Origin of the sequence: Pseudomonas sp. GM84 (assembly GCF_000282535.1) — a bacterium.
Classification (GTDB): domain Bacteria; phylum Pseudomonadota; class Gammaproteobacteria; order Pseudomonadales; family Pseudomonadaceae; genus Aquipseudomonas.
The window spans coordinates 35,376-49,010 of the sequence record NZ_AKJC01000091.1 but is presented as its reverse complement, the minus strand read 5'-3'; the positions used below and the strand labels follow the sequence as shown (position 1 = coordinate 49,010).

12 protein-coding genes are annotated in these 13,635 nt (G+C 63.8%); 11 read left to right on the top strand and 1 reads right to left on the bottom strand.

What is annotated here, in order from left to right; translation table 11 throughout:
• Window positions 1-1,739, bottom strand: a 1,739-nt coding sequence (locus PMI38_RS07655) for a sigma-54-dependent Fis family transcriptional regulator (RefSeq protein WP_008092412.1), incomplete at its 3' end; no start/stop codon positions are given.
• 257 nt (window positions 1,740-1,996) lie between these two features.
• On the opposite strand from PMI38_RS07655, the gene exaC reads away from it, so the two are divergent.
• The 11 genes from exaC (at window position 1,997) to PMI38_RS07600 (ending at window position 13,601) form a co-directional block, all read left to right on the top strand.
• Window positions 1,997-3,517, top strand: a complete 1,521-nt coding sequence (exaC, locus tag PMI38_RS07650; RefSeq protein WP_008092410.1) for an acetaldehyde dehydrogenase ExaC — start codon at window positions 1,997-1,999, stop codon at window positions 3,515-3,517.
• Between the two features lie 214 nt (window positions 3,518-3,731).
• A complete protein-coding gene (eat, locus tag PMI38_RS07645) occupies window positions 3,732-5,180 on the top strand; it encodes an ethanolamine permease (RefSeq protein ID WP_008092408.1) in 1,449 nt (482 codons plus the stop codon).
• Between the two features lie 49 nt (window positions 5,181-5,229).
• The gene (locus tag PMI38_RS07640; protein WP_008092406.1) at window positions 5,230-6,624 is read left to right on the top strand and encodes an ethanolamine ammonia-lyase subunit EutB; all 1,395 of its coding nucleotides are present in this window, start codon (window positions 5,230-5,232) and stop codon (window positions 6,622-6,624) included.
• Window positions 6,625-6,632: 8 nt separating this feature from the next.
• Entirely contained in the window at window positions 6,633-7,451 is an 819-nt protein-coding gene (gene eutC / locus PMI38_RS07635; protein ID WP_008092405.1) for an ethanolamine ammonia-lyase subunit EutC, read from the top strand.
• Window positions 7,452-7,559: 108 nt separating this feature from the next.
• Window positions 7,560-8,018: a GNAT family N-acetyltransferase gene (locus PMI38_RS07630; RefSeq protein ID WP_008092403.1), complete on the top strand. Its 459-nt coding sequence runs from the start codon at window positions 7,560-7,562 to the stop codon at window positions 8,016-8,018.
• Between the two features lie 257 nt (window positions 8,019-8,275).
• Entirely contained in the window at window positions 8,276-8,923 is a 648-nt protein-coding gene (locus PMI38_RS07625) for a DedA family protein (RefSeq protein ID WP_008092401.1), read from the top strand.
• 8 nt (window positions 8,924-8,931) lie between these two features.
• Window positions 8,932-9,747 (top strand): zinc-dependent peptidase, encoded by an 816-nt coding sequence (locus PMI38_RS07620; protein ID WP_008092399.1) that lies wholly within the window; start codon window positions 8,932-8,934, stop codon window positions 9,745-9,747.
• 93 nt (window positions 9,748-9,840) lie between these two features.
• Window positions 9,841-10,368 (top strand): inorganic diphosphatase, encoded by a 528-nt coding sequence (gene ppa / locus PMI38_RS07615; protein WP_008092397.1) that lies wholly within the window; start codon window positions 9,841-9,843, stop codon window positions 10,366-10,368.
• 173 nt (window positions 10,369-10,541) lie between these two features.
• Window positions 10,542-11,240, top strand: coding sequence for a LexA family transcriptional regulator (locus PMI38_RS07610; protein WP_008092388.1), 699 nt, complete (start codon window positions 10,542-10,544; stop codon window positions 11,238-11,240).
• 322 nt (window positions 11,241-11,562) lie between these two features.
• Window positions 11,563-12,255, top strand: coding sequence for a response regulator transcription factor (locus tag PMI38_RS07605; RefSeq protein WP_008092387.1), 693 nt, complete (start codon window positions 11,563-11,565; stop codon window positions 12,253-12,255).
• Window positions 12,255-13,601: a HAMP domain-containing sensor histidine kinase gene (locus tag PMI38_RS07600; RefSeq protein WP_008092385.1), complete on the top strand. Its 1,347-nt coding sequence runs from the start codon at window positions 12,255-12,257 to the stop codon at window positions 13,599-13,601. The genes PMI38_RS07605 and PMI38_RS07600 overlap by 1 nt, the downstream gene beginning before the upstream one ends.
• Window positions 13,602-13,635 lie beyond the last annotated feature (34 nt).

The following is a 13,635-nucleotide window of genomic DNA, read 5'->3' as shown; positions in this document are numbered from 1 at the left end:
AAGCCCGCTCCCACAGGGGCCGCATTGCTACGGAAGGTCGCGGGCAGGTCGGAGAACCCGATGAAGGTGTTATCGCAAAGCGCCACGAGCGTGCGCAATACATTGCGCATCTGCCGCACGTTACCCGGCCAGGCAAAGTCCAGCAGCGCCTGACGCGCCCTGGGCTCCAGTTCGACCCGCTGCCCCTGCGCCTCCTGGCGAAGCAGGAAGTCCAGCAGTTGAGCCTTGTCACTGCGCTCGCGCACCGCCGGCAACGCCACTTCCAGGCCATTGAGCCGGTAGTACAGGTCTTCGCGGAAACTGCCCTGCTCCACCCGCTCCAGCAAATCCCGGTGAGTAGCACTGACGATACGCACATCCACCGCCTGTGCCTCGCCGCCGATCGGCACCACCTGGCGCTCCTCCAACACGCGCAGCAGGCGGGTTTGCAGCGCCAGCGGCATGTCACCGATTTCATCCAGCAGCAACGTACCGCCATCGGCCTGCAGCAGCTTGCCGCGCATGCCTTCCTTGCGTGCACCGGTGAAACTGCCGCCGCGATAACCGAACAGCTCGCTCTCGATCAGGCTTTCCGGGATCGACGCACAGTTGACCGCCACGAATGGCTTGCCGCGACGCTGGCTGGCCTGGTGCACGGCCTGGGCGAAGGCCTCCTTGCCGCAACCGGTTTCACCGCACAGCAGCAACGGCACATCGCGCTCGAACACCCGCACGGCCCGGCGGAAGTCATTCTGCAGCGCCGGGTCCAGCAGGCAGATGCCGGGGTCGGCCGGGCGCCGGGCCTCTGGCAGGCTGGCCGGCACCGTCCACAACGGCGCCCGCGCCTGGCCACGCAGGCTGGCGAACACTTGCCGGCCATCGCGGGTGCGCAGCGGCCAGGCCGTGCTGCCGTCGGGGGTGGCGCGGCTGAACAGTTCGTCATGGCTACAGGCAAAAAAACGCTCCAGCGGCTTGCCCAGCACGCCACCGCGAATACTGCCCAACAGATTCAGGGCACTCTGGTTGGCCGCGCAGATGCGGCCATCGCCATCGAAGGCCAGCAAGCCTTCGCTGAACAAGCCGACCGACTCGGCCTGCAAGTGGAAGCGCAGCAACCACTGCTGCTCGAAATGGCGCAGGAAGTAACAGCTCTCGATCATCTTCGCCGAGAGGTTGACCAGGGCCATGGTGTGGAACTGGCTCTGGCGCGACACATCCGGCCGCGCCGAAGACACATCGAGCACCGCCAGCAGCTCGCCATGGGGGTCGAACACCGGGCTGGCCGAACAGGTCAGGCCGGTATGGCGACCGCGAAAATGTTCGTTCTGGTGGATGGTCAGCGCCTGGCGCTCGACCAGGCAGGTGCCGATGCCGTTGGTGCCTTCGCTGGCCTCGCTCCAGTCGGCGCCCAGCCACAGCCCGGCGCGCTCGAAGTTGCGCCGCTCATTGGGCGCGGTCACGCAGTTGAGGATTACCCCACGGGCATCGGTCAGCAACACCGCATGACCGGCACCGGAAAGCTGCTGATGCAGGCTGTTCATTTCGCCATCGGCGATTTTCAGCACCTGATGCAGGCGCTCGCGGCTTTCCAGCAGGCGACCATGCTCGAGCACCACCGGTGCCTCGATTACCGAAGGATCGAGGTGATAGTCCTCCAGGCAGCGCAGCCAGGAGCGGGCAATCGATGGATCGCTGCCGGCTTCGCCGCGGGCGACGGTATGCACCTGCTGGGCATGGCGACTGAAGTGATTGTTCTGCATTAGTTGTTGTTCTCCGCAGATAGAGACTCTTTCCAGCATCCTCTACCCCACCGGGCTTTGCAATGCACCGTCATCCGGCGTGTCGCAAACGGTACAAAGTGTCACCCCCGGCCGTGCCAGCCCTGGCACAAGGGCTGACTGGTCAGTGCTGAACAATGCTCCAAGTTATTGATTTCCTTGGGGCTTGCCACACTGGCCCAACCTTTGCTCTACGCTTGTTAACTCCTCAACAAACACAATTAACCAGGAGACACACCATGCGTTATGCACATCCCGGTACCGAGGGCGCGAAGGTTACCTTCAAGAGCCGCTACGGCAACTACATCGGTGGTGAGTTCGTAGCTCCGGTCAAGGGGCAGTACTTCGAAAACACCTCCCCGGTGAATGGCAAACTGATCGCAGAATTCCCCCGTTCCACTGCCGAAGACATCGACAAGGCCCTCGACGCTGCCCACGCCGCAGCCGACGCCTGGGGTCGCACTTCAGTGCAGGACCGCTCCAACGTGCTGCTGAAGATCGCCGACCGTATCGAGCAGAACCTCGAAGTCCTGGCCATCACCGAAACCTGGGACAACGGCAAGCCTGTTCGCGAAACCCTCAACGCCGACATCCCGCTGGCCGTCGACCACTTCCGCTACTTCGCCGGCTGCATCCGCGCCCAGGAAGGCGGCGCGGCGGAAATCAACGAAGGCACCGTGTCCTACCACATCCACGAGCCGCTGGGCGTGGTAGGCCAGATCATCCCGTGGAACTTCCCGATCCTCATGGCCGCCTGGAAACTCGCCCCGGCCTTGGCCGCCGGTAACTGCGTGGTCCTGAAGCCGGCCGAGCAGACCCCACTGGGCATCACCGTACTGGTCGAACTGATCGGCGACCTGTTGCCACCTGGCGTGCTCAATGTGGTGCAAGGCTATGGCCGCGAAGCCGGTGAAGCGCTGGCCACCAGCAAGCGCATCGCCAAGATCGCCTTCACCGGCTCCACGCCAGTGGGCTCGCACATCATGAAGTGCGCCGCCGAGAACATCATCCCGTCCACCGTCGAGCTGGGCGGCAAGTCGCCGAACGTGTACTTCGAAGACATCATGCAGGCCGAGCCGAGCTTCATCGACAAGGCCGCCGAAGGCATGGTGCTGGCGTTCTTCAACCAGGGCGAAGTGTGCACCTGCCCATCGCGCGCCCTGGTGCAGGAGTCGATCTATCCGCAGTTCATGGAAGTGGTGATGAAGAAGGTGCTGCAGATCAAGCGCGGCGACCCGCTGGACACCGACACCATGGTCGGCGCCCAGGCCTCGCAGCAGCAGTTCGAGAAGATCCTGTCGTACCTGCAGATCGCCCAGGATGAAGGCGCCGAGCTGCTGACCGGCGGCAAGGTGGAAAAACTGGAGGGCTCGCTGGCCACCGGCTACTACATCCAGCCGACCCTGCTCAAAGGCAACAACAAGATGCGCGTGTTCCAGGAAGAAATCTTCGGCCCGGTGGTCAGCGTCACCACCTTCAAGGACGAAGCCGAAGCCCTGGCGATCGCCAACGACACCGAGTTCGGCCTCGGTGCCGGTGTCTGGACCCGCGACATCAACCGCGCCTACCGCATGGGCCGCGGCATCAAGGCCGGCCGCGTGTGGACCAACTGCTACCACCTGTACCCGGCGCATGCCGCGTTCGGTGGCTACAAGAAGTCCGGCGTTGGCCGTGAAACCCACAAGATGATGCTCGACCATTACCAGCAGACCAAGAACCTGCTGGTGAGCTACGACATCAACCCGCTGGGCTTCTTCTAACCCGCGTCGCGCCCTTCGCGGGGCAAGCCCGCTCCCACAGTTCTTGCAGTGCGACTGCTGTCACTGTGGGAGCGGGCTTGCCCCGCGAAGAGGCCGGCACAGCATCACACCCTCCAGAGCCACCGTGCAAAAACCGCTCTGGCTCGCTTCCTGCAGTACCCATCACCAGCGGCCGGAACCCTTCCAGCCACCAAGAAAAACAACAGGTGAATCTATGCCAAGCGATCATTCCGCCGGCTCGCCGGCAGGTGCATCCGTCGACTTCGAAAAAGTCGGTTCGGACTATTTCCAGCAACGTGAACTGAAAAAAGGCGCCGCCGGCTGGGTCCTGCTGGTCGGTCTGGGCGTGGCCTACGTGATCTCGGGCGACTACGCCGGCTGGAACTTCGGCCTGGCCCAGGGCGGCTGGGGCGGCATGTTCCTCGCCACCTTGCTGATGGCCACCATGTACCTGTGCATGTGCTTCTCGCTGGCCGAACTGTCGTCGATGATCCCCACCGCAGGCGGCGGCTACGGCTTTGCCCGCAGCGCCTTTGGCCCGTGGGGCGGCTTTCTTACCGGTACGGCGATCCTGATCGAATACGCCATCGCCCCCGCCGCCATCGCCGTGTTCATCGGCGCCTACTGCCAGTCACTGTTCGGTATCGGCGGCTGGATGATCTATCTGGCGTTCTACGTCGTGTTCATCGGCATCCACATTTTTGGCGTCGGTGAAGCGCTCAAGCTGATGTTCATCATCACCGCCATCGCCGCCATCGCCCTGGCCGTGTTCCTGGTGAGCATGGTGCCCCATTTTGATGCAGCGAACCTGTTCGACATCGCCCAGACCGACGCGGTGGGCGCCAGCAGCTTCCTGCCGTTCGGCTATGTCGGGGTGTGGGCGGCCATCCCCTACGCCATCTGGTTCTTCCTGGCGGTAGAAGGCGTGCCACTGGCGGCCGAGGAAACCAAGAACCCGAAACGCGACCTGCCACGCGGCCTGATTGGCGCCATGCTGGTGCTGCTGGCCTTCGCCCTGCTGATTCTGGTGGTCGGCCCGGGCGCCGCCGGTGCCGAAGCGCTGAAGGCCTCCGGCAACCCGCTGGTCGAGGCACTGGCCAAGGCTTACGGCGGTTCCACCTGGATGGGCAGCTTCGTCAACCTGGTGGGCCTGGCTGGCCTGATCGCCAGCTTTTTCTCGATTATCTACGCCTATTCGCGGCAGATCTTCGCCCTGTCCCGTGCCGGCTACCTGCCGCGCAAACTGTCCGAGACCAACAAGAGCAAGGCGCCGGTGCTGGCCCTGGTCATCCCCGGCATCATTGGTTTTGCCCTGTCACTGACCGGCCAGGGCGACCTGCTGATCCTGGTCGCGGTGTTCGGCGCTACGCTGTCTTATGTACTGATGATGGCTGCGCACATCACCCTGCGTATCCGCCGGCCGAAGATGGAGCGCCCGTATCGCACCCCTGGCGGCATCTTCACCTCGGGCGTGGCACTGGTGCTGGCCTGCATCGCGGTGGTCGCGGGCTTCCTGGTCGACCCACGGGTGGTGATTGGCGCTGCAGTGATCTATGCGGTATTGATCGCCTACTTTGCGTTCTACAGCCGCCACCACCTGGTTGCGGGGACACCGGAAGAGGAATTCGCCGCGATCCAGAAAGCCGAAGAGGCTCTGCACTGATCGTCGACACCCGCCGCGGGCAAGCCCCGCGGCGCTCTGGAGATTCTGTATGGCAAGTTTCGTACACACGGTGGACCACCTGGTCTACCGCTTCGACAGCCTCAAGGACGTGATGGCCAAGGCCAGCCCGGCACGTTCCGGGGATTATCTGGCCGGCGTCGCCGCCGCCAACGACGGCGAACGGGTGGCCGCGCAGATGGCCCTGGCCAATATCCCGCTCAGCCACTTTCTCAACGAAGCGCTGATCCCTTACGAACACGATGAAGTGACCCGGCTGATCATCGACAGCCACGACGCCCAGGCGTTTGCCCCGGTCAGCCACCTCACCGTGGGTGGCCTGCGCGACTGGCTGCTCAGCGAAGAGGCCGACGAAGACAGCCTGCGCGCCCTGGCCCCAGGCCTGACGCCGGAAATGGCCGCTGCGGTGTCGAAGATCATGCGCGTGCAGGACCTGGTACTGGTGGCCCAGAAAATCCGCGTGGTCACCCGCTTTCGCGGCACCATGGGCTTGCGCGGGCGGCTGTCGACCCGCCTGCAACCCAACCACCCCACCGACGAGCCGGCCGGCATCGCTGCCAGCATTCTCGACGGCCTGCTCTACGGCAATGGCGACGCCATGATCGGCATCAACCCGGCCACCGACAGCATCGCCTCGATCTGCGCCTTGCTGGAAATGCTCGACGCCATCATCCAGCGCTACGACATCCCCACCCAGGCGTGCGTGCTGACCCACGTGACCACCTCGATCGAAGCGATCAACCGCGGCGTGCCCCTGGACCTGGTGTTCCAGTCGATTGCCGGCACCGAGGCCGCCAACGCCAGTTTCGGCATCAACCTCAACGTGCTGCAGGAAGGCTATGAGGCCGGCCTGTCCCAGGGGCGTGGCACCCTCGGACAGAACCTCATGTACTTCGAAACCGGCCAGGGCAGTGCCTTGTCGGCCAATGCCCATCATGGTGTCGACCAGCAGACCTGCGAAACCCGCGCCTATGCCGTGGCCCGCCACTTCAAGCCGTTTCTGGTCAACACCGTGGTCGGTTTCATCGGCCCGGAGTACCTGTACAACGGCAAGCAGATCATCCGCGCAGGGCTGGAAGACCACTTCTGCGGCAAGCTGCTTGGCGTGCCGATGGGCTGCGACATCTGCTACACCAACCACGCCGAAGCCGACCAGGACGACATGGATACCCTGCTGACCCTGCTGGGTGTGGCCGGGATCAACTTCATCATGGGCATCCCCGGTTCCGACGACATCATGCTCAACTACCAGACCACCTCGTTCCACGACGCGCTGTACGCGCGCCAGACCCTGGGCCTCAAGCCCGGGCCGGAATTCGAGGCCTGGTTGCAGCGCACCGGCATCTTCACCCAGGCCGATGGCCGGATACGCTTCGGCGACAACCTGCCGCCGGCGTTCCGCCAGGCCTTGGCGCAGCTGGCATAGAGGTGACCATGGACCATCGTACGCCCACTCCCGAAAACCCCTGGCTGGCCTTGCGCAACCTGACGCCGGCCCGCATCGCCCTGGGCCGCAGCGGCATCAGCCTGCCGACCAGCGCCCAGCTGGACTTCCAGTTCGCCCACGCCCAGGCCCGTGACGCCGTGCACCTGCCGTTCGACCACGCGGCGCTGGCCGAGCAACTGAAGGACCGGGGGCGCGACAGCCTGCTGCTGCACAGTGCCGCCAGCGACCGTAACCAGTATCTGCAGCGCCCCGACCTCGGCCGACGCCTGAACGAAGACTCGATCGAGCGCCTGCGCCAGCATGCCCAGGCCAACCCAGGCGGCTTCGACCTGGCGATCGTGGTCGCCGATGGCCTCTCGGCCCTGGCCGTGCATCGCCATACCCTGCCGTTTCTGAGCCGTTTCGAAGAACAGGCAGCGGCCGATGGCTGGACCAGCGCCCCTGTGGTGCTGGTGGAGCAAGGCCGTGTGGCCGTGGCCGATGAGGTGGGCGAACTGCTCGGCGCCCGCATGACGGTCATGCTGATCGGCGAACGGCCCGGATTGAGCTCTCCCGACAGCCTTGGCCTGTACTTCACCTATGGGCCCAAGGTCGGCCTGACCGACGCCTACCGCAACTGCATTTCCAACGTGCGCCTGGAGGGCCTGAGCTACGGCATGGCCGCCCACCGCCTGCTCTACCTGATGCGCGAGGCCTGCCGCCGGCAGCTGTCCGGGGTGAATCTGAAGGATGAAGCGGAGGTTCATACTCTCGAAAATGACAACGACCGCAATCAAAAAGGTAACTTTCTGCTCGGCGAAGGGTAAAAAACATGTCACGGATGGCGGATTGCACTTCTAGCCTGCATTGGGCAGCATGCGTTTGAGAGTTGCTGGCATTCCGCTGTTTCCCCAAATGGATTCTGAGGGCCACACATGCGCATCATCAAGGCAAGCCTGGAACACCTCGACCTGCTCACTCCGCTGTTCGTCAGATACCGCGAGTTCTATGGGCAGCTCCCCTATCCGGACAGCTCGCGCAGCTTCCTGGAAAAACGCCTCAAGCATGACGAATCGGTCATCTACCTGGCCTTGCCGGATGATGACGACGGTAAATTGCTGGGTTTCTGCCAGCTGTACCCGAGCTTCTCGTCGCTGTCGCTCAAGCGGGTATGGATTCTCAACGATATCTTCGTGGCCGAAGACTCGCGGCGCATGCTGGTGGCCGACCACCTGATGCGCGAGGCCAAGAAAATGGCCAAGGGCACCCAGTCGGTGCGCATGCGGGTGTCGACCAGTGCCAATAACGAGGTGGCACGCATGACGTATGAATCCATGGGCTTTCGCAAGGATACCGAGTTCGAGAGCTACATCTTGCCGATCACTTACGATTGATCTGTTCCGGCCCTATCGCCGCGGTTCGTCGCCACGACAAGCCGGCTCCCACAGGTATTGCACCGCTCTCGAAATCAGTGGGGTACCTGTGGGAGCCGGCTTGCCGGCGATAAGGGCCGGTAACCCCCCGCTACAAACTCCCCGGGCACGACTCCGACTTAGCCGTATAATGCGTCCTCCTGACATGTGTGAAAAATTACCCTCCCGCAGGTCCGCGCGCCCGTAGCAGCTGCGGGTCAAGAACACAGGTGCTGTACATGGATTTCAACCCGCTGGACCTTATCCTGCATCTCGATGCCTACCTCGATCTGCTGGTCACCAATTACGGCCCCTGGATCTACGCCATCCTGTTCACGGTGATCTTCTGCGAAACCGGCCTGGTGGTGATGCCGTTCCTGCCCGGCGATTCGCTGCTGTTCATCGCCGGTGCGGTAGCCGCTGGCGGCGGCATGGACCCCGTGTTGCTGGCTGGGCTGCTGATGGCTGCGGCGATCCTGGGTGACAGCACCAACTACGTGATCGGTCGCACAGCGGGTGAGCGACTGTTCAACAACCCCAATTCGAAGATCTTCCGCCGCGATTACCTGCAGCGCACCAACGAATTCTACGAACGCCACGGCGGCAAGACCGTGACCCTGGCGCGTTTCCTGCCGATCCTGCGCACCTTCGCGCCGTTCGTCGCCGGCATCGCCCACATGCACTACCCGCGCTTCCTGGCCTTCAGCGTCGCAGGTTCAATCCTGTGGGTCTGCGGACTGGTGACCTTGGGCTACTTCTTCGGCAACGTGCCGTTCATCAAGCAACACCTGTCGCTGATGGTCGTCGGCATCATCTTCCTGTCGCTGTTCCCGATGGTCCTGGGCTTGCTGCGTGGCCGCCTGAGCCGCACGGCCAAAGCCCACTGACAGCGCACATGTGGTCATTCAGCGCCTGGCGGCGCAAGCGCACCCTGGCGCGCTACCCGATCGAGCCTCGGCAATGGCAGGCGGTTCGCGAGCGCCTGCCCATGCTCGATGGCATCAGCGATGCCGAGGACCGTTGGCTGCGCGAGGCATGCATCCTGTTTCTGCTCGACAAGCACCTGACTACCCTGCCCGGCGTCGAGCTTGACGATGAACAGCGCCTGTTCCTCGCCGCCCAGGCCCAGCTGCCGCTGCTGCACCTGGGCGAGCTGAACTGGTACCAGGGCTTCCACGAGATCATCCTTTACCCCGACGACTTCAAGAGCCCCCAGCGCCACCGCGACGCCAGCGGCGTGGAGCATGTCTGGGATGCCGAGCACAGCGGCGAAGCCTGGCAACAAGGCCCGGTGATCATGGCCTGGGCCGGGGTGCTGACCAGCGGTGGCTGGGAGGCCTACAACCTGGTGATCCATGAGCTGGCGCACAAGCTCGACATGCTCAATGGCGATGCCAACGGCCTGCCCCCTCTGCACAGCGACATGCGCGTCGAGGACTGGGCCCTCACCATGCAGCAGGCCTACGACGACCTCAACCGCCAGCTGGATGCCAACCCCGACGCGCACACGGCCATCGACCCCTACGCGGCGGAAAACCCGGCGGAGTTCTTTGCCGTGGCCAGCGAATACTTCTTCAGCGCCCCCGACTTGCTGCAGCAGGCTTATCCACAGGTGTACCAGCAGTTGTCGCTGTTCTACCGTCAGGACCCGCTGGCGCGCCTCACGCAGTTGCAGAACGAACACCCCGACTACCGCGAAAGCCACGCCTGATGCGCCCGCGCATCAGGTCGGGCGTGGCATGGCCTGGCGGAATGTGCCTATAATCGCCGCCACTTTTTTGATCAAACACGGGGGCACTGCCCAATGAGCTACAGCAAGATTCCGGCTGGCAAAGACCTGCCGAACGACATCTACGTCGCCATCGAGATCCCGGCCAACCACGCGCCGATCAAGTACGAAATCGACAAGGACAGCGACACCCTGTTCGTTGACCGCTTCATGGCCACCCCGATGTTCTACCCGGCCAACTACGGTTTCATCCCCAACACCCTGGCCGACGACGGTGATCCGCTGGACGTGCTGGTAGTAACTCCCTACCCAGTTGCTCCTGGCTCGGTCATCCGTGCCCGTCCGGTCGGCATCCTGAACATGACCGACGACGGCGGCGGCGACGCCAAGGTCATCGCCGTACCGCACGACAAACTGTCGCAGCTGTACGTCGACGTGAAGGAATACACCGACCTGCCGGCGCTGCTGATCCAGCAGATCGAGCACTTCTTCGAGAACTACAAGGATCTCGAAAAGGGCAAGTGGGTCAAGATCGAAGGCTGGGAAGGCGCCGACGCCGCCCGTGCCGCGATCACCAAGTCGGTTGCTGCCTACAAGGGCTGATAGCGACTGCACCAAAAACCCCGCTTCGGCGGGGTTTTTTGTGGGTGTCGATTGGACGGTAAAAAGTCCTACAGCGTCCTACTCCAACGTCCTACAAACACGCCATTTTCGTACATTTTCCATCAACATCGCGTTCATTTCCCTACCGAGAGCTGGCCGTTAGACTCGGCCTCATGAAAACTTCCGGTGACCGCCTAAAGGCCCTGCTCCAAGAATGCGGCCTGACCCCTTCCGACTTCGCCGCGCAGCGTCGTGTCACGCCCCAGCACGTCAACAACTGGTTCCGACGCGGCATTCCCCTTGCTCGACTCGACGAAATCGCCGACCTGTTCTGTGTCCACAGGCGCTGGTTGCGCTGCGGCGAAGGCCCCAAGCATCCCAGTTCGATCCTGCGGGTTGACGCCTCCGGGGCCGAGCCGGTTTCGACCCGTGCGCTGTCTAAACAGGATGGCCGGCTGTTGCACGTACCCTTTCACGAGGTGAACGAAGGCCGACTCGTCGCCCTTGACGGACACTGCCTGCGCCTGCCCGCCAAAGCACTCAAAGCGCTCGGCATCGCGCCAGGCAATGCCGTCAGCCTGGCCATGCCAGCCAGCAACATGGAGCCGTGGATCCCCAGTAACGCGATCCTGGCCATCGACCTGAGCCAGATCAGTGTTGTCGACGGGGAGACTTATGCCCTGCTGCATAACGGCGCACTCAGGGTGAACAGCCTCAGCCGTGGCCAGAACGGCACCCTGTGCCTGCACAGCAGTGACCGGCACAACTACCCCGTAGAGCGCTACACCCGCGTCCAACGCCAGGACCAACGCCTGGAAATCCTCGGCTGGGTGTTCCACTGGTCGCATTACCGCCAACGACGGCCCGGTTGAAACACCCTGTGCCATTTTTTGCTGGGCATCCTGCGCAAGCCTCTGTATGCTACGCCGCACATCAAGCCCAGGCCGGCACAAGCCGCGATCCAGAGGGCTCGGCAGCGATCCATACGAGCGCTTGCTATCTCTTTCAGGCCTTTCATGGCCACACAGTTAAGGCGGTTGCGGCTTACCATAAATTAGCCGGAGCCGTCCCCGAGAAGCCGGCCACAAGCCGGCTTTTTAATGCCTGCAAAACACCCCCTGGCCATGCTTGCCCATCAGCGCACGCAGTGGGATGATTCGTATTTGATACTAATTCTCATTCAAGGCTCCTGCCGTGCCCACCAAGCTTCTCCTCGCCGAAGACGACCAGCGCCTGCGCCAGGACCTGGAACAGCACTTTCGCAACCGTGGTTTCCTCGTCCACGCCTGTGCCTCCGGCACCCAGGCGCTGAGCGCCATGCAGCAAGAGCGCTTCGACCTGGTACTGCTGGACATCATGTTGCCCGGCATCGACGGCCTCAGCCTGCTCGACCAGCTGCGCCGCCAGCAGGCCGTGCCCGTGATGCTGATGTCGGCGCTGGGCGCCGAGCAGGATCGCATCAGTGGCTTCACCCGAGGCGCTGACGATTACCTGCCCAAGCCCTTCAGCCTCGCTGAACTCAATGCCCGCGTCGATGCGCTGCTGCGCCGGGTGGCCCTTGACCGCTTGCCCGCCACGCCAGGCCGCCAGGGCTCGGTGACCCTCGATCAAGAGCGCCAGGATGCCCTCTACCAAGACCAGGGCGCTGGCCTTACCGGCTCCGAATTCCGCCTGCTGACCACCCTCCACGCGCACCCTGGCGAAGCGCTGAGCAAGGCCTTTCTCTACCAGACCGTCTTGCACCGGGCCTACACCCGACTGGATCGCGGCCTCGATGTGCACGTCTGCAACCTGCGCCGCAAGCTCACCGACATCGGCGCCCAGCACCTGCAGATCCAGGCCGTCCGCGGCCAAGGCTACATTCTGGTGAACACGGAAGACTGCTGATGCGTCGTCATCCCCTGCTGTGGAAGCTGGCGCTGCTGCAAGTTGGCTTCTGCCTGTTGCTGACCTGGCTGATCTGGACCTGGGGGCTGTCGGTGGAGCGCAGTACCTATTTCCTTTCCCCCGCCGACCAGGACTCTCTCGCGCGTTACGCACAACAGGCCGAAGACGCCTGGCACAACGGCGGTGCAACGGGCGCCGAAGCCTATCGTCGCCAGCTCGAACGCGCCGAGGACACCTGGGTGGCACTGATCGGCCCGCGCCTGGAGAGCCTCGGCAGCACGCCACTGAGCGCCGAGGAGGCCAGCCACCTGACCTTCATGCGCAAGCTCGACTGGCCCATGAGCCGGCGCCTGCAGGACGAACTGCCCTACGTCAGCATCGCCTTCCCCGAGCACCCGGAGGAAGGTCGCCTGGTCATCCAGCTACCCGAGCACCTGCTGCCCACGGGCCTGACCCCATGGACCCACGTCATCACCCACGGCGTCGCCCCTGCGCTGCTCGCCCTGCTGATGGGGCTGGCCCTGTATCGCCATCTGGTAGCGCCGCTGAACCGCCTGCGCGACCGCGCCGACGCCTTGCGCGCCGACGACCTGGAGAGCCCTGGTCTGCCCTTGCAGAAGCGCCGCGACGAGCTGGGCGAACTGGCCCAGGCCTTCGAGCACATGGCCGCCCGCCTGCGCCAGAGCCTGGAGCAGCAACGGCTGTTGCTGCGCACCTTGTCCCACGAGCTGCGCACGCCCCTGGCCCGCCTGCGCATCGCCCACGACAGCGACCTGCCGCCAGCGCAGCTGCGCGAGCGACTGGATCGTGAAGTGGACGACATGCAGAAACTGCTGGAAGACACCCTCGACCTGGCCTGGATGGACACCGAACAACCGCAGCTCGCCACCGAGCCGGTGCTGCTGCTGTCGGTCTGGGAGGCATTGAGCCAAGACAGCTGTTTCGAAAGCGGCTGGGACCGCACTCGCCTCCCTTGCTCGCTGGGCACCGACTGCGTGGTGCAGGCCCATCTCGACAGCCTGGCCCAGGCGCTGGAGAACCTGCTGCGCAACGCCATCCGCCATTCGCCGGACGGTGGCCGGGTCTGCCTGGACGGCTGGCGCGAGGGCGATTTCTGGCATCTGCGCGTGAGCGACCAGGGCCCCGGCGTGCCCCACGATGAGCTGGAACGCATATTCCAACCCTACCAACGCTTGGCTGACAGCGGCGCCGGTTTCGGCCTGGGTCTGGCCATCGCCCGCCGGGCCATCGAGCTGCAAGGCGGCAAGCTGTGGGCCAGCAATGGCCATCCGGGCCTGTGCCTGCACCTGTTGCTGCCCAGTGCCGGCAAATGTTTAGAAAGTTAATGCGCTTTACTCTCAATTAAGAGTGATTATCATC